This is a genomic window from Streptomyces sp. NPDC096046 (assembly GCF_040303285.1).
In the GTDB taxonomy this organism is placed as follows: domain Bacteria; phylum Actinomycetota; class Actinomycetes; order Streptomycetales; family Streptomycetaceae; genus Streptomyces.
The window spans coordinates 398,913-418,561 of record NZ_JBEOSZ010000001.1; the positions used below are offsets into that span (position 1 = coordinate 398,913).

Annotated in this window: 24 protein-coding genes and 1 tRNA gene; 6 read left to right on the plus strand and 19 right to left on the minus strand. The window is 71.5% G+C overall.

Annotation, left to right across the window (positions count from 1 at the left end; all coding sequences use genetic code 11):
* The first annotated feature begins 18 nt into the window (after window positions 1-18).
* Window positions 19-1,515, plus strand: a complete 1,497-nt coding sequence (locus tag ABTX62_RS01885; protein ID WP_352114331.1) for an MFS transporter — start codon at window positions 19-21, stop codon at window positions 1,513-1,515.
* Between the two features lie 381 nt (window positions 1,516-1,896).
* On the plus strand, window positions 1,897-2,676 hold the full coding sequence (locus tag ABTX62_RS01890; RefSeq protein ID WP_352114332.1) for a TetR/AcrR family transcriptional regulator: 780 nt from the start codon (window positions 1,897-1,899) through the stop codon (window positions 2,674-2,676).
* 1 nt (window position 2,677) lies between these two features.
* On the opposite strand, the gene ABTX62_RS01895 is transcribed toward ABTX62_RS01890, so the two are convergent.
* Window positions 2,678-3,148 carry a PPOX class F420-dependent oxidoreductase gene (locus tag ABTX62_RS01895; protein WP_352114333.1) on the minus strand — a complete coding sequence of 157 codons (471 nt, stop codon included), beginning with the start codon at window positions 3,146-3,148 and terminating at the stop codon, window positions 2,678-2,680.
* Window positions 3,149-3,158: 10 nt separating this feature from the next.
* Window positions 3,159-3,512: an STAS domain-containing protein gene (locus ABTX62_RS01900; protein ID WP_352114334.1), complete on the minus strand. Its 354-nt coding sequence runs from the start codon at window positions 3,510-3,512 to the stop codon at window positions 3,159-3,161.
* Window positions 3,513-3,727: 215 nt separating this feature from the next.
* On the opposite strand from ABTX62_RS01900, the gene ABTX62_RS01905 reads away from it, so the two are divergent.
* Together ABTX62_RS01905 and ABTX62_RS01910 are read left to right on the plus strand one after the other, a co-directional pair.
* Window positions 3,728-4,450, plus strand: a complete 723-nt coding sequence (locus ABTX62_RS01905; protein ID WP_283972314.1) for an ANTAR domain-containing protein — start codon at window positions 3,728-3,730, stop codon at window positions 4,448-4,450.
* Window positions 4,451-4,507: 57 nt separating this feature from the next.
* Window positions 4,508-5,206 carry a GAF and ANTAR domain-containing protein gene (locus ABTX62_RS01910; protein WP_352114335.1) on the plus strand — a complete coding sequence of 233 codons (699 nt, stop codon included), beginning with the start codon at window positions 4,508-4,510 and terminating at the stop codon, window positions 5,204-5,206.
* On the opposite strand, the gene ABTX62_RS01915 is transcribed toward ABTX62_RS01910, so the two are convergent.
* The 3 genes from ABTX62_RS01915 to ABTX62_RS01925 all read right to left on the minus strand — a co-directional run bounded on the left by ABTX62_RS01915 (window position 5,192) and on the right by ABTX62_RS01925 (window position 9,174).
* On the minus strand, window positions 5,192-6,046 hold the full coding sequence (locus ABTX62_RS01915) for a YceI family protein (RefSeq protein WP_352114336.1): 855 nt from the start codon (window positions 6,044-6,046) through the stop codon (window positions 5,192-5,194). The genes ABTX62_RS01910 and ABTX62_RS01915 overlap by 15 nt on opposite strands.
* 88 nt (window positions 6,047-6,134) lie before the next feature.
* Window positions 6,135-8,591 carry an MFS transporter gene (locus ABTX62_RS01920; protein ID WP_502997892.1) on the minus strand — a complete coding sequence of 819 codons (2,457 nt, stop codon included), beginning with the start codon at window positions 8,589-8,591 and terminating at the stop codon, window positions 6,135-6,137.
* A gap of 97 nt (window positions 8,592-8,688) precedes the next feature.
* A complete protein-coding gene (locus ABTX62_RS01925; RefSeq protein ID WP_352114338.1) occupies window positions 8,689-9,174 on the minus strand; it encodes a MarR family winged helix-turn-helix transcriptional regulator in 486 nt (161 codons plus the stop codon).
* A gap of 213 nt (window positions 9,175-9,387) precedes the next feature.
* On the opposite strand from ABTX62_RS01925, the gene ABTX62_RS01930 reads away from it, so the two are divergent.
* The gene (locus ABTX62_RS01930) at window positions 9,388-9,585 is read left to right on the plus strand and encodes a hypothetical protein (protein WP_352114339.1); all 198 of its coding nucleotides are present in this window, start codon (window positions 9,388-9,390) and stop codon (window positions 9,583-9,585) included.
* 444 nt (window positions 9,586-10,029) lie between these two features.
* On the opposite strand, the gene ABTX62_RS01935 is transcribed toward ABTX62_RS01930, so the two are convergent.
* The 8 genes from ABTX62_RS01935 to ABTX62_RS01970 all read right to left on the minus strand — a co-directional run bounded on the left by ABTX62_RS01935 (window position 10,030) and on the right by ABTX62_RS01970 (window position 14,637).
* Window positions 10,030-10,932 (minus strand): RNA polymerase sigma factor SigF, encoded by a 903-nt coding sequence (locus ABTX62_RS01935; protein ID WP_352114340.1) that lies wholly within the window; start codon window positions 10,930-10,932, stop codon window positions 10,030-10,032.
* A gap of 268 nt (window positions 10,933-11,200) precedes the next feature.
* Window positions 11,201-12,163: an RNA polymerase sigma factor SigF gene (locus tag ABTX62_RS01940; protein ID WP_352114341.1), complete on the minus strand. Its 963-nt coding sequence runs from the start codon at window positions 12,161-12,163 to the stop codon at window positions 11,201-11,203.
* 179 nt (window positions 12,164-12,342) lie between these two features.
* Complete coding sequence (locus ABTX62_RS01945) at window positions 12,343-12,636, minus strand: Dabb family protein (protein ID WP_352114342.1); 294 nt, start codon at window positions 12,634-12,636, stop codon at window positions 12,343-12,345.
* Entirely contained in the window at window positions 12,636-12,812 is a 177-nt protein-coding gene (locus tag ABTX62_RS01950; RefSeq protein WP_352114343.1) for a hypothetical protein, read from the minus strand. Before ABTX62_RS01950 ends, ABTX62_RS01945 begins: the two co-directional genes overlap by 1 nt.
* Before the next feature lie 140 nt (window positions 12,813-12,952).
* Window positions 12,953-13,037: transfer RNA gene (locus ABTX62_RS01955), tRNA-Ser, on the minus strand.
* Between the two features lie 45 nt (window positions 13,038-13,082).
* The gene (gene tadA / locus ABTX62_RS01960; RefSeq protein ID WP_352114344.1) at window positions 13,083-13,514 is read right to left on the minus strand and encodes a tRNA adenosine(34) deaminase TadA; all 432 of its coding nucleotides are present in this window, start codon (window positions 13,512-13,514) and stop codon (window positions 13,083-13,085) included.
* A 56-nt stretch (window positions 13,515-13,570) separates the two neighbouring features.
* The gene (locus ABTX62_RS01965) at window positions 13,571-14,113 is read right to left on the minus strand and encodes a tRNA adenosine deaminase-associated protein (RefSeq protein ID WP_352114345.1); all 543 of its coding nucleotides are present in this window, start codon (window positions 14,111-14,113) and stop codon (window positions 13,571-13,573) included.
* Between the two features lie 275 nt (window positions 14,114-14,388).
* Window positions 14,389-14,637 (minus strand): hypothetical protein, encoded by a 249-nt coding sequence (locus tag ABTX62_RS01970; protein WP_352114417.1) that lies wholly within the window; start codon window positions 14,635-14,637, stop codon window positions 14,389-14,391.
* 131 nt (window positions 14,638-14,768) lie between these two features.
* Here ABTX62_RS01970 and upp point away from each other — a divergent pair, with 131 nt between their 5' ends.
* Window positions 14,769-15,404 carry a uracil phosphoribosyltransferase gene (gene upp / locus ABTX62_RS01975; RefSeq protein ID WP_283972326.1) on the plus strand — a complete coding sequence of 212 codons (636 nt, stop codon included), beginning with the start codon at window positions 14,769-14,771 and terminating at the stop codon, window positions 15,402-15,404.
* Window positions 15,405-15,598: 194 nt separating this feature from the next.
* Here the strand turns inward: upp and ABTX62_RS01980 are convergent, their stop codons facing one another.
* The 6 genes from ABTX62_RS01980 to ABTX62_RS02005 all read right to left on the minus strand — a co-directional run bounded on the left by ABTX62_RS01980 (window position 15,599) and on the right by ABTX62_RS02005 (window position 19,594).
* A complete protein-coding gene (locus tag ABTX62_RS01980) occupies window positions 15,599-16,213 on the minus strand; it encodes a LytR C-terminal domain-containing protein (protein ID WP_352114418.1) in 615 nt (204 codons plus the stop codon).
* A gap of 121 nt (window positions 16,214-16,334) precedes the next feature.
* Complete coding sequence (locus ABTX62_RS01985; protein ID WP_003999914.1) at window positions 16,335-16,631, minus strand: type II toxin-antitoxin system VapB family antitoxin; 297 nt, start codon at window positions 16,629-16,631, stop codon at window positions 16,335-16,337.
* 543 nt (window positions 16,632-17,174) lie between these two features.
* Window positions 17,175-17,315, minus strand: coding sequence for a hypothetical protein (locus tag ABTX62_RS01990; RefSeq protein WP_352114346.1), 141 nt, complete (start codon window positions 17,313-17,315; stop codon window positions 17,175-17,177).
* 54 nt (window positions 17,316-17,369) lie between these two features.
* The gene (locus tag ABTX62_RS01995; RefSeq protein WP_352114347.1) at window positions 17,370-17,708 is read right to left on the minus strand and encodes a hypothetical protein; all 339 of its coding nucleotides are present in this window, start codon (window positions 17,706-17,708) and stop codon (window positions 17,370-17,372) included.
* A 521-nt stretch (window positions 17,709-18,229) separates the two neighbouring features.
* A complete protein-coding gene (locus ABTX62_RS02000; RefSeq protein WP_352114348.1) occupies window positions 18,230-18,823 on the minus strand; it encodes an HhH-GPD-type base excision DNA repair protein in 594 nt (197 codons plus the stop codon).
* A 36-nt stretch (window positions 18,824-18,859) separates the two neighbouring features.
* Window positions 18,860-19,594 carry a siderophore-interacting protein gene (locus ABTX62_RS02005; RefSeq protein WP_352114419.1) on the minus strand — a complete coding sequence of 245 codons (735 nt, stop codon included), beginning with the start codon at window positions 19,592-19,594 and terminating at the stop codon, window positions 18,860-18,862.
* Window positions 19,595-19,649: the final 55 nt, after the last annotated feature.

The window sequence follows — 19,649 nt, forward strand, 5'->3', positions numbered from 1 at the left end:
TGTTCTACGGTGTACAACATGACGACGTCCCCCCAGGAGAAGGCCCCGCCGCACATCGCGTCCGGCGGCCATCCCCAGCGCTGGCTGATCCTCGGTGTCATCTGCCTCGCGCAGCTCACCGTGCTGCTCGACAACACGATCCTCAACGTGGCGATCCCCTCGCTCACCCGCGAGATGGACGCCTCGACCGCCGACGTCCAGTGGATGATGAACGCCTACTCCCTGGTGCAGTCCGGCCTGCTCCTCACCGCGGGCAACTCCGCCGACCGCTACGGCCGCAAGCTGATGCTGATGTCGGGCCTGGCGGTCTTCGGTGTCGGCTCGCTGGCGGCCGGCCTGTCCCAGAGCCCGGCCCAGCTGATCGCGGCCCGTGCCGGCATGGGCGTCGGCGGTGCGCTGCTGATGACCACGACCCTCGCCGTCGTCGTGCAGATCTTCGACGACCAGGAGCGCGTGAAGGCCATCGCGCTGTGGTCGACGGTCAGTTCGCTCGGCTTCGCGGCCGGGCCGCTGATCGGCGGTGTGGTGCTGAACCACTTCTGGTGGGGCGCGATCTTCCTGATCAACATCCCGGTCGCCGTGCTCGGCCTGGTCGCGGTCGCCGCACTGGTGCCGGAGTCGAAGCACAAGGCGGGCGACCGGCCCGACCTGCTCGGCGCGGTGCTGTCGACCATCGGCATGACGGCCGTCGTGTACGCCATCATCACCGGGCCCGAGCACGGCTGGAGCTCCGCGCGGGTGCCGGTCTCCGCGCTGATCGGCTCGGTGGTGCTCGGCCTGTTCGTGCTGTGGGAGTTGCGGACCGAGCATCCGATGCTCGACATGCACTTCTTCCGCAACCAGAAGTTCGTGGGCGCGGTCGCGGGCGCGATCCTCGTGGCGTTCGGTATGACGGGGTCGTTGTTCCTGCTCACACAGCATCTCCAGTTCGTCCTCGGGTACGAGCCGCTGGACGCCGGGCTGCGGACGGCGCCCCTGGCGCTGACCGTCGTCGCGCTCAACTTCACGGGAGTCGGGGCGAAGCTGGTCCTGAAGGCCGGGACGCCGGCGGCCATCGCGCTCGGCATGACCCTGGTGTCCGCCGGGCTGGCGGCGATCGCGCTGCTCGGCGGCCACGGGTACGGGGGCATGCTGCTCGGGCTGATCGTGATGGGGGCGGGAGTGGCACTGTCCATGCCGGCGATGGCCAACGCGATCATGGGGGCGATCCCGCCGGAGAAGGCCGGAGTCGGAGCGGGGATCAACGGGACGCTGGCGGAGTTCGGCAACGGGCTGGGCGTCGCGGTGCTCGGTGCCGTGCTCAACTCGCGGTTCGCGTCGCTGGTCACCGTGTCCGCGGCGTCACTGCCGGCGGCGCTGGCAGCCGCCGACTCGGCCGAGGAGAAGGCCAGGATCTCCGACGCCTTCGCCTCGGGCCTGGAGACCAGCCAGTTGGTGGGGGCGGTCGCCGTGCTGGCCGGGGGCTTGGTCGCGGCCGGGTTGTTGCGGCGGGCCGAGCGGGCGGAATCCGCCTAGGAGGAGGGGGTGGGCGGTGGTCGTGCGGGTCGGGGGGCTTGGTCGCGGCCGGGTTGTTGCGGCGGGCCGAGCGGGCAGAATCCGCCTAGTGCCGCCCAGGAGAACGGGCTGTGCGGTCGTCGTGCGGATGCGGGGCCGCCGTGGTCAGTCGCGTAGTTCCCCGCGCCCCTCAAGGCGCCTAGTGCCGCGGCAGGCAACGTTTGCCCGTCAAGGAGCGGCGTCCGGTGCGTGCTCTCGGCGTGCCGGGTGCAAGCCCTCGTACTGGGTGTACTGGGCTTGCGCCCGGTGCGGCGAGAGTGCGTGCCGGGCGTCGCGACGGGGCGAACGTTGCCTGCTGCGGCACTAGCATGATCGGCAGCAAGAGGTCGAGGAAGGTGCGCCATGGCGAAAGCCGCCCGGCAGGGTCAGCCGCGGTCCAGCGTCTGGCTGGAGAGCACAGCGCACCGGCGGCGCGGTGGAGGGCAGCCCTCGGGGCTGGACCGGGCGCGCATCACCGAGGTCACCGTGCGGCTGCTGGACGCCGAGGGCCTGGCCAAGTTCTCCATGCGGCGGCTGGCCGGCGAGCTGAACGTCACCGCGATGTCCGTCTACTGGTACGTCGACACCAAGGACGACCTGCTCGAACTCGCCCTCGACCAGGTGATGGGCGAGGTGCGGCTGCCCGATCCGGACGCCGGTGAGGACTGGCGGGACCAGGTGCGGGCGCTGGCCCGGGAGTACCGGACGCTGCTGGTGCGGCACCCCTGGGTGTCCGCGCTGGTCGGGGTCTTCCTCAACATCGGGCCCAACAGCCTGGCGTTCTCACGGGTGATCCAGCGCGTCGTCCGCAGGACCGGGCTGCCCGCGAAACGCCTGACGAGCACGATCTCGGCCGTCTTCCAGTTCGTCTACGGCTACGGCACCCTGGAGGGTCATCTCGCCTCCCGGGCAGCCGTCGGCGGCATGAGCGTGGACGAGTACTTCCAGCAGGCCCTGAACGCCGTGACCGCCGCCCCGCAGGCCGCCGACGTCCTCCAGGAGTCCCGGGAGATCATGGCGGCGCGCGGCGGCGACACGGTCGCCGAGATGCTGGAGCGCGACTTCGAGTTCGCGCTGGAACTGCTGATCGCGGGCATCGAGGCGATGGTCACCCGTGAGCGTGACGCCGACGGAGAGAGTTGACCTACTTCTCTTCCACCAGTCGCGCCGGGAAGCCTCCGGTCGCCACGGGCCCCCACCGCTCCGGCGTGATCCGGATGATCGACTTGCCCTGCTTGAGCATGGCCGCGCGGTACTCGTCCCAGTCGGGGTGCTCCCCGGCGATGTTCCGGTAGTACTCCACGAGCGGTTCGACGGAGTCGGGGGAGTCGATCACCTCGGCCGTGCCGTCGATCTGGACCCAGGGGCCGTTCCAGTCGTCGCTGAGCACGAGCAGGCTCACGCGCGGGTCCCGCTTGGCGTTGCGGGTCTTGGCGCGCTCCGGGTAGGTGGAGACCACGATCCGGCCCGAGTCGTCGACACCGCAGGTCAGCGGGGAGCTCTGAGGGCCGCCGTCGGCTCGACGGGTCAGCAGGACGGCGTGGTGCCGGGGTCGGACGAAGTCGAGCAACTCGTCGAGGGAGACGCGGGTGTTCGTCGCGATGTTCGGTGCCATGCCCGGCAGCCTACGACGCCATCGCTTCGGCCACGTTGTCGTACACGGGCACGTCCCGGCGCAGGCCGGTCAGCTCCAGGACACGGCTCGTGACCCCCTCCGGCCGGGCCACCAGGCGCACCCGGGCCCCGGGACGCAGCCGGTGCCGTACATCGTTGATGAGGCGGATGCCCTGGGAGTCCATGAAGGAGGTCGCGCTCAGGTCCAGGACGAGGACCTCCAGCCGGTCGCCCCGGGCCCGGGCCGCGGACATGACGAGCGGCAGCAGCCGCGCCGCGTTACAGAAGTCGATCTCGGCGGGCAGCGTGAGGTGGACGCGGCCGGGGAGGTCGCGCGGTTCTGTGGGATTCGTGAAGAAGGTCACGGCACTCACCTGGCAGACGTTCGTCCGGATTCCGGTAAGGCCGCTTCCTGACCCGTGGGGCCATTCCACCATGCGGGGGGCGGCCGGAGGAAGCACCCGCGGCGGCGTCGGCCGGACGTCACTCGGAGGCAACCGAACAGTTAGAGTGCTGTCCGTCCTGTGCTCGCAGTCGGGAATGTGCTGCGGAGCTCTCCTGCGCACGGCCATGGCCGTGCATGCCGAAGAGGTTCGTGGTGGCTGCGTCCGAGTTTCCTGATTTGCCCCGTTATCCGGCTGGCGTCGAGCTGGCCGAAGCTCTCACGGTGGCTTCTCAGCAACTGCACGAAACCCTCACGCCGCACAGCGCGCTGCGCACGGCGGTCCGGCTGGCCGTGCACCTCATGCCGGGCGCCGAGCACGCCGGGATCTCCGTCATCGAACGCGGCAGCAAGATGCGCACGCTCGCCTGGACCGACGAGATCGTGCGCTCCGCCGAGGACCGGCACACCGGCCGCGAACAGCACGGCCTGTGGGACCTGTTGTGGAACAGCCCGGTGGCGCGGATAGCGGACAGCGAGGCCGACGACGGCTGGGACGTGCTGGCCGGTCTGGGACTGCGCTCGGCGCTGGCCCTGCGGCTGCGCGCCGACCGCCGCCGGCTGACCGTGCTCACGGCCTACGCGAGCAAACCGGGCGTCTTCGACGAGGACGCGACCCGCATCGGCCGGCTGTTCACCGCGCACGTCAGCATCGCCCTGGACTCCGCGACCGTGCGCGAGCAGCTCACCGAGGCCATGCACACCCGCGACCTGATCGGCCAGGCCACCGGCATCCTCATGGAACGCCAGGGCATCGACGCCTCGGCGGCCTTCGAGAGCCTGGTGCGCGCCTCCCAGCGGGAGAACGTGAAGCTGCGCGATCTCGCCCGCCGGATCGTCGGTGCTCACAACACCCCCTGAGGTGGGGTGAATTACGGAGAAGGCGTGTTCGGGTGATGTCGGGATACCCGTACGGTCATGAGCTCCGAGACGTCCGACACGCTCGACCAGGCGATGGTGCGCAGCAGCGGTCTCGACACGCTGCTGCGCGATCTGACCGACCGCGCGGTGCAGGAGGTGCCCGGCGCCGTCGCGTGCAGCATCACCGTGCGCCGCGCCGGGCGGCTGCTCACTCTGGCCGGCAGCGGCGGCCTGCCCAGCGGCCTGGACCTGCGCCAGTACGAGAACGGCTCGGGGCCCTGCGTAGACGCGGCCGAGACCGGTGCGGAGCAGTACGCCCCGGATCTGGCGGCGGAGTCGCGCTGGCCGGCGTACACGGAGTACGCCCTGTCCACGGGCGTCCGCTGTGTGCTGGCGCTGCCGGTCGCCGTCGTGGGCGGCAGCGGCGCCGCGATCAACTTCTACGGCGTCGGCGCGCAGGATCTGGGCACGGGCCGGGAGGCGGGCCGTGCCTTCGCGGCCCGGGCGGCGGACGCGATCGACATGGCGCTGCGCATCGAGAGCCGGCGGCAGTCCGCAGCCGATGTGCGCACCGCGCTGCTCTCCCGCAGCGTCATCGACCAGGCGGTCGGCATCCTGATGGCCCGGGAGCGGATCGACGCGCGGATCGCCCTGGAGCGGCTGCGCCGGGTCTCGCAGAACCGGAACGTCAAGCTCCGTGATCTGTGCGGCCAGTTGGTGGCGAAGGTGTCCGCCCCGGACTCACGCCGGCAGTGACGCGCCCTGTACGGCCTGGATGTCCAGCTCCACCTTCAGCGTCGTGCCGATGGCGGCGATACCGGCCTGCAGGACCTGGTTGTAGTGCATGGCGAAGTCCTCGCGGCGCAGTTCGGCCGTGGCGCGGAACGCGGCGCGGGTGCCGCCCCACGGGTCCGGACCCGTGCCGAGGTAGGCCAGGTCGAGGTCCACGGGCCGTACGACCCCGTGCATGCCCAGCTCGCCGTGGACGGTCCACCGGTGGGACTTGGTCGCCGTCAGCCCCGTCGACCGGAAGGTGATCTCCGGGTACCGCTCGACGTCCAGGAAGTCCGGCGACCTCAGATGCCCGTCGCGCATGCCGTTGCCGGTGTCGACGGACGCGGCCCGGATCACCGCCTCGACACGCGACTCGGTGACGTCGTCCGGGGCGATCTCGATCGAGCCGGCGAACTCCGTGAACCGGCCGTGCACGCTGGAGATGCCCAGGTGCTGTGCCACGGCGGCCACGCTGGAGTGCACCGGGTCGACGGTCCACGGGCCGGGCGGCGGCAGCTCGGTGCCGCCCTGCCGCGCCAGCGTCACGGTGCCGACCTCGGCGCGCCCTCCCCCGCCCTCGGCTCCGCCGGAGCGGGAGGCACCCCCACCCGTGACGATCAGGCTGGAGGCCGCGGGCCCGTATCCGACGGCCGTGACGACGACGGTGTACGCCCCCGGCGCCATCGGCGTCGCGTCCCGTACGGCGCCCTCCGCGTCGGCCTCGGCCCGCAGCACCTGCGCGCCGGTCATGTCCGCCACCGTGACGACCGCGTGCGACACGGCCCATCCGTCCCGGGTACGGATCCTCGCGGTCAGTCCCATCTCACTCACTCCTCCGAAAGAAACCGGCCCGCGACGGGGGCGCACCTCCGCTCGGAGCGCGCCACCCGTCATGGGCCGGGGCCGGTCCCTACTCGCCGGGGTGGGCGAGTTCGATGTCGTGGGCGTCGGTGCCGGGGCCCGTGACCGTCAGGGCGGTCGCCACCGGCGGGTAGCCCGTGGCGATGACGGTGTACTCGCCGCCGTCCAGGTCGGTGAAGGCGTACGCCCCGTCCGTCCCGGTGGTGGCCGAGCCGACGACGTTGCCCGCCTGGTCGACCAGCGTCACCCGGGCGTCGGCCAGCGGGCCGTGCGGGGCGCGGACGACACCCTGGACGCGGGCGCCCGAGTCCAGGCCGATCTCGACCCGGGTGACCCCGGTGCCGCCCACCTCGACGGGCAGGGCACGCGGCCGGTACCCGGCGGCGTTCACCGCGACGGTCACCGCCCCCGGCACCAGCTCGGCGAAGGAGAACTCACCCTGCTCGCCCGTGATCCCGTTGGCGAGCACGTCCCCGCGCACGTCGGTCACGATGACCACGGCGTCCTTGACGGACTGCCCGTTCTCGGCGGCCCGCACCACGCCGGTCAGCCCGCTGGTGCCGCTGAGCAGGATGTCGTAGGCGACCGGCTCACCGTTCACCACGACCGTGGACGCCTGCGGCTGGAAACCGTCGGCGGAGGCGATCAGCACGTACGCACCGGAGCCCGGCGCGTCCACCGCGTACGAGCCGTCGGCCTGCGCCACGGACCGGCCCAGCTGGCGCCCGGCCAGCGAGATCAGCGTGACGGCGGCCTGCGGCACGGGCGCGGACTCGGCGCCGCGGACGACACCGCGGACCGGAATACCGCTCCCACCGGACGCGGACTTCCCGGCCGGAGCCGCCGTGGCGACGGCGGCGAGCCGCTGCGTTCCCTCGGGTCCGGGGCCGTCGGTGGCCGCGGTCTCGGCCCAGCTCGGCGCGGCCTTCTCCGCCGCGGGAGGAGCCTCGGCGGCTCCGGCCGGAGCCGCGGCATGCGCCTGAGAGTCGGCGGCCCGCGTCAGTCCGCCCCTGGTCTTCAGCGGGACCTCCTTGATGAACAGCGTCACCACCAGCGCGAGCAGCGCCATCGGAGCCGAGTAGAGGAACACGTCCGCGACACCGTGGCCGTAGGCGCTCTCCACCACCGTGCGGATCGGCGCGGGCATCGTGCTCAGGTCGGGGATGCCGCCGCCGCCCGTGCCCGCGTGACCGAGGGCCGCACCCCTGGGGCCGAGGTCGGTGAGGCCGTTCTTGACGTAGTCGGTGATCCGGTTGCCCAGGACCGCGCCCAGGGCGGAGACGCCCACCGCACCGCCGAGGGACCGGAAGAAGGTCACCGTGGAGCTGGCGGCACCCAGGTCGCCCGGCTCCACCTGGTTCTGCGTGCACAGCACCAGGTTCTGCATCATCATGCCGATGCCGAGACCCAGCAGCGCCATGAAGATCGCGATGTGCCAGTACTCGGTGTCGTACCGGATCGTGCCCAGCAGGCCGAGGCCCGCGGTCACCAGCACACCGCCGGCGATCAGCCACGCCTTCCAGCGACCGGTCCGGGTGATGACCTGCCCGGAGACGGTGGAGGAGACGAACAGGCCCGCGATCATCGGGATCGTCATGACGCCGGACATCGTCGGCGACTTGTCCCGGGCCAGCTGGAAGTACTGGCTGAAGAAGACGGTCCCGGCGAACATCGCGACACCGACGAACAGCGAGGCAAGCGAGGCCAGCGTGATGGTCCGGTTGCGGAACAGCCGCAGCGGGATGATCGGCTCGCTCGCCCTCGCCTCGACGAGGACGAACACCGCCAGCAGCGCCAGCGAACCGCCGACCATCGCGTACGTCTGCCAGGACACCCAGTCGTACTTGTCACCGGCGAAGGTCACCCAGACCAGCAGCAGGCAGACGGCCGCGGTGACGAAGAAGGCGCCGGCCCAGTCGACCTTGACCTTCCGCTTCACGACGGGCAGGTGCAGGGTCTTCTGCAGCACGATCAGGGCGATCACGGCGAAGGGCACACCGACGTAGAAGCACCAGCGCCAGCCGAGCCAGTCGGTGTCGGTGATGACACCGCCGACCAGCGGGCCGCCGACCATGGCGGTGGCGAAGGTGGCGCCGAGGTAGCCGTTGTACCGGCCGCGCTCACGCGGCGAGATCATCGCCGCCATGATGATCTGGGCCAGCGCGGACAGACCGCCCATGCCGATGCCCTGGACCGCACGGAAGGTGATGAGCATGCCCGGGTTCTGGGACATGCCGGCCGCCGCCGACCCCAGCACGAAGACGACCAGCGCGAGCTGGATCAGCAGCTTCTTCGAGAACAGGTCGGCGAGCTTGCCCCACAGCGGGGTGGACGCGGTCATCGTCAGCAGGGACGCGGTCACGACCCAGGTGTAGGCGCTCTGACCGCCCCCGAGGTCGCTGATGATCCGGGGCAGGGCGTTGGAGACGATCGTCGACGACAGGATCGCGACGAACATGCCGAGCAGAAGGCCGGTGAGGGCCTCCATGATCTGCCGGTGCGTCATCGCAGCGCCGTCACCGGAGGAGCCGTGGGAGCCTCCCCCGTGCTTGGCATGAGCCCGCACACCGGCTGGTGTGGTCGTTGCCATGGGCTTCCTTTTCTTACGTGCTTGCGGGTGTACGGGTGGGGTCGAAGGCGGCCGGCGCGACGCGGTTCCCGGGCCGGCAGTCGAAGCTCTCCCGCAGCCGCGCCATGAGGTGCGTGAGCTGGCCGACCTCCTCCTCGGTCCAGTCGCCCAGACGCTCGGCGAGGACCTCGGTGGTCCGCCGGGACAGCTCGTCGAGCTGTGTGCGGCCCGCGGGTGTGAGGCGCAGGATGCGTGAGCGCTTGTCCGCGGGGTCGGGGGAGCGTTCGATCCAGCCTCGGTCCACGACGTGCGCGACATGGCGGCTGGTGACCGACATGTCCACCGCCAGCAGCTCGGCGAGCTTGCTGATGCGCATGTCGCCATGGCGGTCCAGCAGGGTCAGAACGGCCGCCGACCCGCCGGGGCACTCGGCGGGCATGATCCTGCCGAGCTCCCGCTTCACGGCGCCGAAGGCGCTGAACTGGCGGACCAGCTCTTCGTACTGCGCCCTGTCGGCCATGACACCCCGCTTTCGTTGCTTAGGGCAACCATAGAAGCTGTTGGTTGTTACACGCAAACAAAAGATCGACGAGCGGCATAAAAAGTTGGCAAAGGCAAGTATTGCGGGGGTGAACGCTCTGGTCGGCACTCCGGCGGTACGAGCCGACCGCACCCAAGCGGAATCCCTACCCCCACTTGGGGAGCCCCGCCGTTTTCGCTAGGGTCTCGGGCCATGGCTAACAACCAGGCCCCGCAGGGCAATCACGACCCCGCCGGCAGCACCCAGATGTTCCGCGCGTTCGTCGACGAGGCCCCGCAGGGCCGTCAGGCGGCGGCACCTTCCAGCAGCGGACCGCGCATCGGTCTCATCCTCGGCGTCATCGCCGCCGTGGCGGTCGTCGCGGCGGTTGCCTGGCTGGCGCTGGCGTAACCCGGGCCGCGCCGACACTGAGGCAGCCCGGCGGAACGGGGGGCGCCCGCCCCCACGGTCCCGCACTCGCGTACGGCGAGAAGGGGCCGTGTCGGGGGGTGTCCGCCCGCAGCGGTTGGCGCCTCAACGCCGGTCAGTCGGCAAGGGGGCCCATCGCGCCGCTCCGAGGACGGACACCCCCGGCGCGGCCCCGCCCGCCACCCGGCGCCCGGCGTCCGGCGTAGCGGACGCGTACCCCCAGCAAGCAGACAGGCCGCCGCAGGCATGCGACGGCCGTGTCAGAAAACCCGAAGCCGAGCCGAACCTGAGCCCGAGCCCGAGCGCGAGCCGAACCTGCGCCCGAGCCGAACCTGCGCCCGAGCCGAACCTGAGCCCGAGCCCGAGCGCGAGCCGATCCCGATGCGCCCGCAGGGCATCGAGCCGACCCCGAATCCGGCCCCTCGGTCAGTCCGAGATCAGGCCTTCCCGGAGCTGCGCCAGCGTCCGGGTCAGCAGCCGGGAGACATGCATCTGCGAGATGCCGACCTCCTCGCCGATCTGTGACTGCGTCATGTTCGCGAAGAAGCGGAGCATGATGATCCGCCGCTCACGAGGCGGCAGCTTCGCCAGCAACGGCTTCAGCGACTCGCGGTACTCCACACCCTCCAGCGCGGTGTCCTCGTACCCCAGCCGGTCCGCCAGCGACCCCTCGCCGCCGTCGTCCTCCGGCGCCGGCGAGTCCAGCGAGGACGCCGTGTAGGCGTTCCCCACCGCCAGCCCGTCGACGACGTCCTCCTCGGACACCCCGAGCACGGAGGCGAGTTCGGTCACCGTCGGCGACCGGTCCAGCTTCTGCGAGAGCTCGTCGCTGGCCTTGGTCAGAGCGAGCCGCAGCTCCTGCAGCCGGCGCGGCACGCGCACCGACCACGACGTGTCCCGGAAGAACCGCTTGATCTCCCCGACCACCGTCGGCATCGCGAACGTCGGGAACTCCACGCCCCGTTCGCAGTCGAACCGGTCGATCGCCTTGATCAGCCCGATCGTGCCGACCTGGACGATGTCCTCCATCGGCTCGTTCCGGGACCGGAACCGCGCGGCGGCGTACCGCACCAGCGGGAGGTTGAGCTCGATGAGTGTGTCTCGGACGTACGCACGCTCGGGGCTGTCCTCGTCGAGCGCGGCCAGCCGCAGGAACAGGGAGCGGGACAGGGTGCGGGTGTCGATGGCGCCCGCGGTCGGAAGGACCGGGACGGGCTCGGCCACGAGGGCCGGAGCCTCATCGATGGGGCCGAGTGAGTCGAGAGCATGGGGAGCTGACTCGCTCTCCGCGAGCGTGAGCACCTTCGAGCTGCCCTGTTCTGCGGACATGCCACCCCCTTTGGGTCGCGGGACGGTCGCGGCGGACGCTCCCGTCTGAGGAACGCAGCCTTCACCTGAATACCGGAGCCGGAGCTCCGGCAAACGCGCTTCACGCAGAATGTCACATGTCGGCAACACGCTGTAGTGACATGTCGACATCTGAGATGCGAATCCGCCCTGCAAACAAGGGGTCTGACGGCCTTTCGGCTCTCAACTACCGGAAAGCGCCCTGATGAGCGATTCCCTCCCCGAGGTGACCTCTCGCTTACGTTTGCGGTTACGCGTCGATGCGGTTCGCGGACCGCAACCGCTGGAAGCTACGCGCGAGTAGCCGCGACACATGCATCTGCGAGACGCCGAGCTCCGCGCTGATCTGAGACTGCGTGAGATTGCTGTAGTACCGCAGCAGCAGGATCCGCTGCTCCCGCTCGGGCAGCTGGACGAGCAGGTGCCGTACGAGGTCGCGGTGCTCCACGCCGTCCAGCGCGGGATCCTCGTAGCCGAGCCGGTCCAGCAGCCCCGGCATGCCGTCGCCCTCCTGCGCGGCCTCCAGGGAGGTCGCGTGGTACGACCGTCCGGCCTCGATGCAGGACAGCACCTCGTCCTCGGTGATGCGCAGCCGCTCGGCGATCTCCGCGGTCGTCGGGGTCCGCCCGAAGGCTGTCGTCAGGTCCTCCGTCGCACTGTTGACCTGCACCCACAGCTCGTGCAGCCGGCGCGGCACATGGACCGTGCGGACGTTGTCGCGGAAGTACCGCTTGATCTCGCCGACGACCGTGGGCATCGCGAAGGTCGGGAACTGCACGCCCCGGTCCGGGTCGAAGCGGTCGATGGCGTTGATGAGCCCGATCGTGCCGACCTGGACGACGTCCTCCATCGGCTCGTTGCGGGAGCGGAACCGGGCGGCGGCGTACCGCACGAGCGGAAGGTTCGCCTCGATGAGCGCCCCGCGCACGCGGTCGTGCTCCGGGGTGCCCGGCTGGAGGTCCTTGAGCTGCGCGAAGAGGACCTGGGTGAGCGCCCGGGTGTCGGCCCCACGGCTGCTCCGCTGGGGAGCGGCCTGAACGACCGGGGCGGGTTCCGTGGCCGCGCCTTGGGCGGGCGCCGTCTGCGCGGGTGCGGCCTGCGGAGCCGGCGACGGCGGCTGAGGAGACGACGGCTGAGGAGACGACGACTGGGGTGGCGGTGGCTGAGGGGACGGTGCCTGAGGTGCGGTACTGGCCAGCACGGTCAACTCCACCTCGTCATCGTCAACTCATCCATCAACTCTTCCATGAAAAGCGGTCATAGCATCACAAGACATGTGCACTGTGTGCAAGCACCCCATAACTACGTGTTGAGGAATGAAAGCCGCACAAGTCAACTCAAGTAACAGAAGAGCCCCCTGTCATGGCGACAGGGGGCTCGGGAGGGCCGGCCTCAGAACTGGTAGTCCGCGATCACCCACGTGGCGAACTCCCGCCACAGCGCGACGCCCGCCTGGTGGTCCGGGTGCTCCACGTACCTCCGCAGCGCGTCCGCGTCGTCGAAGGCCGAGTTGATGGCGAAGTCGTACGCGATGGGGCGGTCGCTGAGGTTCCAGCCGAGCTCCCAGAAGCGGATCTCGGGGATCGTGCCCTCAAGCGCGCGGAAGGCCTCGACGCCCTCCACGACCCGGGCGTCGTCGCGCTCGACACCCTCACCGAGCTTGAACAGAACGAGGTGGCGGATCATCACTTTCCTCCCTTTGCGACCCACGTGGCGAAGTCGCCGAGGGCCCCGGCGGCGTCCGAGATGCCCTGGAACCCTATGAGGACGTAGTCGGCCGCCGTCTCGGGGTCCGTGATGATCACGTACACCGCGAAGACCACAAGGGCGAAGACGACGACCTTCTTCGCGTTCACCGCCATCGCGGCCTCCCCTGTCACTGGTTCCCGTGCAGCGCACATGTGTCACTGGTGTCCGTGCCGCACATGATCGCACGAAGGATCGATCACCCGAAGGGGCGGACGCACGAAGGGCCCCGCCTGACGACGGGGCCCTTCTCAAGCGGTAGCGGAGGGATTTGAACCCTCGGTGACTTGCGCCACACTCGCTTTCGAGGCGAGCTCCTTCGGCCGCTCGGACACGCTACCGAGGGAGACCTTACAGCAAGGTGCCGCGTGCTTCGAAATCGGTATTCAGCGCCCTCGGAAGAAGTCGGTGAGCAGCTCGGCACACTGCTCGGCGAGCACTCCCCCGATCACCTCGGGCCGGTGGTTGAGCCTCCGGTCGCGCACGAGATCCCAGAGGGAGCCGACCGCGCCGGCCTTCTCGTCGCGGGCGCCGTAGACGAGCCGGTCGACGCGGGACTGCTGGATCGCGCCCGCGCACATCGTGCAGGGCTCCAGGGTCACCACGAGGGTGCAGCCGGCGAGCCGCCACGCGCCGAGCGCCGCCGCGGCCCGCCGCAGGGCGAGGACCTCCGCGTGGGCCGTCGGATCGCCGCCGGCCTCGCGTTCGTTGTGCCCGGCCGCGAGCACGGTCGTGCCGTCCGGGGCCAGGACGAGGGCGCCGACGGGGACGTCCCCGCCCCGGACGGCCTCGGCGGCCTCGTCCAGGGCGAGTCGCATCGCGGGCCGCCAGGGGTCCCGGACCGGATCCGGCGGTGCCGGGGTGGCGGGACCGGTCAGCGGACGGTCTCCAGGGTCTCCGAGGCGCCCAGGGACTCGGCGATCTCGTTGACGGCGTCCGTCGCCAGCGAGCGCAGTTCCTTCTCGCTCACGCCGAGGTCGTCCAGGATCAGGGCGTCGCCGACCGGGCCGTGCGGCACGGCCTCGGCGGAGGCGGCGGGCCCGGCGTCGTCGTCGGTATCGTCCTCGTCGTCCTCGGAATCACCGTCCTCGGTGCCGTCGAGGTCGAGGGCGTCGAGGACGTCCCCGTCGTCCGGATCGCGGCCGAGCAGCTCGTCGGTGAGCAGGATCTCGCCGTAGCTGCTGCGGGCAGCGGCGGCGGCGTCCGAGACGTAGATACGAGGGTCTTCCTCGCCGTCCACGCGGACGACGCCGAACCAGGCGTCCTCCTGCTCGATGAGCACGAGCACCGTGTCCTCGTCGGGGGAGGCTTCACGGGCGAGGTCGGCGAGATCCGACAGGGTTTCCACATCGTCGAGCTCTGTGTCGCTCGCTTCCCACCCGTCTTCGGTGCGCGCGAGCAGTGCGGCGAAGTACACCGTGACTCTCCCACTGGTCTTAGGCGTGCCGGTTGGGGGTCCCCCCGGCGGAGGTTACGGGCGGGGAGTGCTCGTCCGAGCCCCACCCACTCGGAATCGTGGCAGAAACAAGGCGTTCAGGGGACGTCTTCGGCTCCCTGTGTCCGGCAGTTCCGCTCGCACGCCCGTTGCCGCCACCTGCGGATCGTACGCGGCTTTGCCCCGCTCCACGCACGGTCGACCGCGACAACCTCCGCGCGGTTCGTGATCTTCGCCGGGGGTTTCCACCCCGTTCCCTACCAGCGGAACGTGCGCATGCGCATCGCGTGGCGCAGCCGGGCCGTCTTGGCGCGGCGCGGCTGGACGCGGTCGCGCAGTTCCCGGGCCTCGGCCAGATCGCGCAGGAACCGGGCGCGACGCCGGCGCCGCTCGGCGTCGGACTCCTCGGCCCCGTCCGCGCGGTCGGGCTCCGGGTTCGTCCCCGGCCATGAGCGCGGCGACGGCTCGTCTCGGAATGTCTCGTCTCGGAATTTCCGGTCGGGCATCAGGTTCACCATCCCCACTCCATCCTTCCCACGTTCCCCCGGACGGGCGGTTTGACGCCGGTGCTCGCGCGCGGCCGTACGGCGGGCTTGCCGTGCGGTCCGGTGGATCCCGCCCGGTTACTGTTGTGGACATGCGTCTCCACGTCGTCGACCACCCTCTGGTCGCCCACAAACTCACCACGCTGCGCGACCAGCGCACCGACTCCGCGACCTTCCGCCGCCTCGCCGACGAGCTGGTCACCCTGCTCGCCTACGAGGCCACGCGTGACGTGCGCACCGAACAGGTCGACATCCAGACGCCGGTCGCGCGGACCACGGGCGTCAAGCTGTCCCACCCTCGGCCGCTGGTGGTGCCGATCCTGCGCGCCGGGCTCGGCATGCTGGACGGCATGGTCCGGCTGCTGCCGACCGCCGAGGTGGGCTTCCTGGGCATGATCCGCAACGAGGAGACGCTCCAGGCCTCCACGTACGCGACGCGCATGCCCGAGGACCTGTCGGGGCGTCAGGTGTACGTGCTCGACCCGATGCTCGCCACCGGCGGCACGCTGGTCGCGGCGATCAGGGAGCTGATCCGGCGCGGCGCCGACGACGTGACCGCCGTGGTGCTGCTGGCGGCCCCGGAGGGCGTCGAGATCATGGAGCGCGAGCTGGCGGGTACGCCGGTGACGGTCGTGACCGCCTCGGTCGACGAGCGGCTGAACGAGCACGGCTACATCGTGCCGGGCCTCGGAGACGCGGGGGACCGGATGTACGGATCCGCCGAGTAGGGCCCCCGGGGGCCCGGGGCCCGCGGGTACACCCTCGTGGGCCTGCGGACAGGAACCCGGTGACCTCCGGGTACACCATCGGGCACCAGTGGGCGCACGCCTGGGGACTTGCGGGTACACCATCGGGCACCTGTGGGCGCACCCCTGGGACTTGCGGTTACACCCCCGGGAGCCGCCGGCCCTCGGGGACCTGCTCAGCAGCCCTTCCCGGACGGCGCCGGCTCGGGCCTGGCCAGCTTGGTCAGGGTCCGGTCGGCATCGCGCTGTTTCGCCAGCTCCTTGAAGGCGTCGCCGATGACGAGGTCGACGGCAGGGCCCTTGCGGGCGGCCTCGGTCCGTCGTTCGGCGCCCGGGAGCTGGGTGCCGAGCACGGGCAGCGTGGTGTCGAGCGCGGTGGCCGGGCCGAGCAGCAGCCCGGTGCCTTTGACCTTCTTGTCGTACTGCTTGGTCGCGTTGCCCACGTCGCCGATCTTGAAGCCGCGCTTCTTGAGCTCGTCGGCGGTCTTCTTCGCCAGGCCGGCGCGGGTGGTGGCGTTGAGTACGTTGACGGTGATCGTGCGCGGCTCGGGCAGGGGCTTGGCGCTGGGCGAGGCGCTCGCCTTGGTCGCGACGCCGCAGTCCGTCCCGTCACCGGCCGCCGAAGCCTTTCTGCCGCCGCCGGTGAAGACGTCGATGAGCTGCAGCGTGCCCCATCCGCCCACGCCGAGGACGACAACGGACGCGACGGTCAGGACGACGAGCCTGCCGCGCCGCCGGGGCCGGCGCATCTTGGGGTACTTGTTGCCCGTGATGCGGTACTTGCCGCCCATGCCGGGGGGAGTCAGCATGCTCATGAGCGCAGCGTAGTGCGCCCGGGCGACGATGCCTACTAGATGATCATTCGACGTCGCCCAGTGGAACCCGAAAGGGTCAACCCGCGACCGGCGGGGATCAGTCGAGTTCGAGCACGCGCGCGTGCAGCACCTGGCGCTGCTGGAGTGCCGCCCGCACCGCGCGGTGCAGTCCGTCCTCCAGGTACAGGTCGCCCTGCCACTTCACGACGTGCGCGAAGAGGTCGCCGTAGAACGTGGAGTCCTCGGCGAGCAGTGTTTCCAGATCGAGCTGACCCTTGGTCGTCACGAGCTGATCGAGGCGGACCGGGCGCGGCGCGACGTCCGCCCACTGCCGGGTGCTTTCCCGGCCGTGGTCGGGGTACGGCCGGCCGTTTCCGATGCGCTTGAAGATCACACGGAAAGCCTACCGGTCAAGACCTTCCGGGCGCAGCCATGGCGCCCCAGTGCGGCGCTGAAAAAATCCCCACAAGGCGGTATGAACCCGGAGCCTCCCGCCCCGGAGGTGTCCGCCCGCGCCGCCGCCCTTCCGCCGGAGCCCCTGCGAATCGCCTCGGGCCAGGTCTTCCCCGGCCCGGCCCTCTGCCCGGGCGTCCGGGCGTCCGGGCGGCCCGGCACACGGAATTCGCTCGAAAGGAGTCGGCGTCAGGGAGCGGCTCAGGAGGGGGCGTCCTCTTCGTTGCCGCAGGCTCCGAAGGGCGTACCCGCCGAGGTCCTCGCCCGGCTCGGCCAGCGCGACCGGCACGCCCTCGGGACGTCGCCGGCCCGGTCGGTGGGGACGAGGATCGGGCCGGAGATCAGGCGCTCACGCGCTCGCAGCTCGGGGCGGCGAGAGGTGCCCTGCGGCGGAGGCGTTCGGGGCGGGGAGACGTGCCCTGCGACGGAGCCGTTCGGGGCGGCGGAGGCGTCGGTCGGGCCGCCTCCGCCGTCGCGCCTCCGGTCAGCCGCGTTCCCTTTCCCCCGGCCGTTTCCGCGTGTCCGGCTCGGGCCGGGAGGGTTCGGGGCGGGGCGGCCGGGGGGTGTTGCGGGCGGCCTCCGCGCGCACCAGGGCGCGCAGGACGGCGTACGGGTCTTGACGCATGGCTGTTCCTCGTCATTCCTCGTCGTTCCTGTTCCGTGCGGGCTGCCGGCCGGGTCAGCAGCGCAGGACTTCGGAACGCAGGGGGCGAGGGTCGTACGCCGGGCTCGGCGGCACGGGCCCGGAGCGGTGCGCGGGGGACGCGGGCCCGGGAGCCCGGAGCGGGGCGGGGCCCGGCGGGACAGCGGTGCGGCGGGAGCCTCTGACCGGCGGGCGCAGGACGGCGTCGAGGACGTCGCACCCGACGGTGGTGCTGTCCCCGGAGACGGCGGCCGTCGACCCCGCGTGGGCCTCGGCGTGGGCGCCCGGCACGAGCAGGGCGAGCAGCAGGACGAGCACCCGCAGCCAGGTGTTCCGGCGCGGGCCGCGGGGGACCGGCTGCGGGGCGGAGGTCACGGGAGGTCATCTCCGCCGGGTGCGGGCCGTTCATCGCGCCGGCCGCGAGATCCGTCCGCTCGGCGTATGCCGGTGCCCGCGGCGCGCGGCCGTGACGGTCCCGGTGGCTCGGGCCGGTCGTTCTCCGTGGGCGGGGTGGGGGCGTGCGGCTCACGGGGCGATGAGGGGTGCGGGCCGTGCGGCTCGCCGGGGGATGACGGGTGCGGGCCGTGCGGGTCGGGTGGCCAGGTGTGCTGCGGGCCGTGTGGCGGGGTCCGGCCGGGTTGTTCGCGTGGGCCGGGGTTCCGGGGCGCCTGCGGATCGAGCGGCCAGGGGGCGGGCGGTCCGGATGGCCGGTGAGGGGGCCGTCCGTGCCGTTCACGGCCCTGCCGGTCAGGGGGTATCGGGCCGTCGGGCGCGCGATCGGGGTCGGTGTCGTGCTCCCGGCCCGAAGGGGAGCCGCTCGGTGGCTCGGCCATGGTTCATGCTCGGGTCCGGCCGCGGAGGCGCGCCACCCGGGCGGGCCAGGTGGACGACAGGCGCTACGTGCCGGAGGCCTTCGCCGCCTTCGCCGCCGCCTTCATCTCCTGCTTGTGTGCCCTCACCTTCACCAGCGACTCCGGGCCGGTGATGTCGGCGACCGAGCGGAAGGAGTCCGGGTCGCCATAGGAGCCCGCGGCCTCTCGCCACCCCGTCGGCCGTACGCCGAGCTGTTTGCCGAGCAGGGCGAGGAAGATCTGGGCCTTCTGTTTGCCGAAGCCGGGCAGTTCCGCGAGGCGCTTCAGCAGTTCCTTGCCGGTGCCGACGTCCCTCCAGACGGCCTCGGCGTCACCGTCGTAGTGCTCGACGAGGTACTGGCACAGTTGCTGGATGCGCTTGGCCATGGAGCCCGGGTAACGGTGCACCGCCGGTTTGCGGGAGAGCAGCGCCGCGAAAGCCTCCGGCTCGTGGGCGGCGATCTCGTGCGCGTCCAGGTCGTCGCCGCCGAGCCGCCGGGCGATCGTGGCCGGGCCCTTGAACGCCCACTCCATCGGAACCTGCTGGTCCAGCAGCATGCCGACCAGCGCGGCGAGCGGACTGCGGCCGAGCAGCGCGTCGGCCTCGGGATCCTGGGCGAGGTGCAGGGTGACGTCCATGCCCCGATCATCCCCCGGGGCGGGCGCTCCCGCTGCTCAGGTCGCCCGCCAGTAGCCCAGCGCGTGCACCCGCTGCTTGGGCAGGCCCAGTTCCTTGCGGACGTACGTCGCGAGCGTCCGGGTCGTCGCCGTGTCGCAGGCGATCCAGACGTACGGGTCGGAGGTGTCCCGGAGCAGGCCGGGCAGGTCCGACTTCACCCGGTCGACGAGGTGGGCGCCGGAGTCCTGGCGCGGCACCTTGCGCAGCTCGTGCCGGGCCGGGTCGGTGCGGTACGGCAGGTCGTCGTCGCCGCCCTCGAACCAGACGGTCGCCGGGGCGGGGCCCAGGGCGTCCAGGAGCGAGTTGAGGGCCGGGAGGGAGGCCGGGTCGCCGACGGCGAAGACGTGCGAGGGCGCGGGGTCCGGGTGCTCGAAGCCGGTGCCCTGGACGGTCGCCTCGATGGTGTCGCCCGGCTTCGCCGCCCTGGCCCAGTCGCCGGCGCACCCCTCGTGCAGGGCGAACTCCAGGGCGAAGGTGCCGGTCCCGGCACCGGGGTCGGGTTCGGGGTCGACCAGCGTGTAGGCCCGCTGGTGCGGCTTGCCCGCGTTGTCGAACCACAGCCGTACCCACATGGCGGGATGCACTCCGGTCGCGGCCAGCAGACCGCCGTCGGTGAAGCGCAGCCGCCGGTAGTGCGGGGTGACGTCCTCGACGTCCGTGACCGTGAACTCGAAGTCCTTGCCGCGCAGCAGTTTGAGGACCGCGCCCTCCCAACCCCGCCCCTGCCCCATCGCGCCCTCACCCTTCACGTACCATTCCGCCACGATTGACTTAGGCAAGGCTAAC

What these genes read in the sequence shown, in the direction of transcription:
- ABTX62_RS01925 (WP_352114338.1), bottom strand. Translation starts at nt 9,174, where the DNA reads ATGGCCGACAGGGCGCAGTACGAAGAGCTGGTCCGCCAGTTCAGCGCC.
- ABTX62_RS01920 (WP_502997892.1), bottom strand. Translation starts at nt 8,591, where the DNA reads ATGACGCACCGGCAGATCATGGAGGCCCTCACCGGCCTTCTGCTCGGC.
- upp (WP_283972326.1), top strand. Translation starts at nt 14,769, where the DNA reads ATGCGTCTCCACGTCGTCGACCACCCTCTGGTCGCCCACAAACTCACC.
- ABTX62_RS01930 (WP_352114339.1), top strand. Translation starts at nt 9,388, where the DNA reads ATGGCTAACAACCAGGCCCCGCAGGGCAATCACGACCCCGCCGGCAGC.
- ABTX62_RS01885 (WP_352114331.1), top strand. Translation starts at nt 19, where the DNA reads ATGACGACGTCCCCCCAGGAGAAGGCCCCGCCGCACATCGCGTCCGGC.
- tadA (WP_352114344.1), bottom strand. Translation starts at nt 13,514, where the DNA reads ATGCGACTCGCCCTGGACGAGGCCGCCGAGGCCGTCCGGGGCGGGGAC.
- ABTX62_RS01915 (WP_352114336.1), bottom strand. Translation starts at nt 6,046, where the DNA reads ATGGGACTGACCGCGAGGATCCGTACCCGGGACGGATGGGCCGTGTCG.
- ABTX62_RS01905 (WP_283972314.1), top strand. Translation starts at nt 3,728, where the DNA reads ATGCCGAAGAGGTTCGTGGTGGCTGCGTCCGAGTTTCCTGATTTGCCC.
- ABTX62_RS01945 (WP_352114342.1), bottom strand. Translation starts at nt 12,636, where the DNA reads ATGATCCGCCACCTCGTTCTGTTCAAGCTCGGTGAGGGTGTCGAGCGC.
- ABTX62_RS01970 (WP_352114417.1), bottom strand. Translation starts at nt 14,637, where the DNA reads ATGCCCGACCGGAAATTCCGAGACGAGACATTCCGAGACGAGCCGTCG.
- ABTX62_RS02005 (WP_352114419.1), bottom strand. Translation starts at nt 19,594, where the DNA reads ATGGGGCAGGGGCGGGGTTGGGAGGGCGCGGTCCTCAAACTGCTGCGC.
- ABTX62_RS01910 (WP_352114335.1), top strand. Translation starts at nt 4,508, where the DNA reads ATGAGCTCCGAGACGTCCGACACGCTCGACCAGGCGATGGTGCGCAGC.
- ABTX62_RS01990 (WP_352114346.1), bottom strand. Translation starts at nt 17,315, where the DNA reads ATGCGTCAAGACCCGTACGCCGTCCTGCGCGCCCTGGTGCGCGCGGAG.
- ABTX62_RS01980 (WP_352114418.1), bottom strand. Translation starts at nt 16,213, where the DNA reads ATGGGCGGCAAGTACCGCATCACGGGCAACAAGTACCCCAAGATGCGC.
- ABTX62_RS01890 (WP_352114332.1), top strand. Translation starts at nt 1,897, where the DNA reads ATGGCGAAAGCCGCCCGGCAGGGTCAGCCGCGGTCCAGCGTCTGGCTG.
- ABTX62_RS02000 (WP_352114348.1), bottom strand. Translation starts at nt 18,823, where the DNA reads ATGGACGTCACCCTGCACCTCGCCCAGGATCCCGAGGCCGACGCGCTG.
- ABTX62_RS01935 (WP_352114340.1), bottom strand. Translation starts at nt 10,932, where the DNA reads ATGTCCGCAGAACAGGGCAGCTCGAAGGTGCTCACGCTCGCGGAGAGC.
- ABTX62_RS01895 (WP_352114333.1), bottom strand. Translation starts at nt 3,148, where the DNA reads ATGGCACCGAACATCGCGACGAACACCCGCGTCTCCCTCGACGAGTTG.
- ABTX62_RS01950 (WP_352114343.1), bottom strand. Translation starts at nt 12,812, where the DNA reads ATGGCGGTGAACGCGAAGAAGGTCGTCGTCTTCGCCCTTGTGGTCTTC.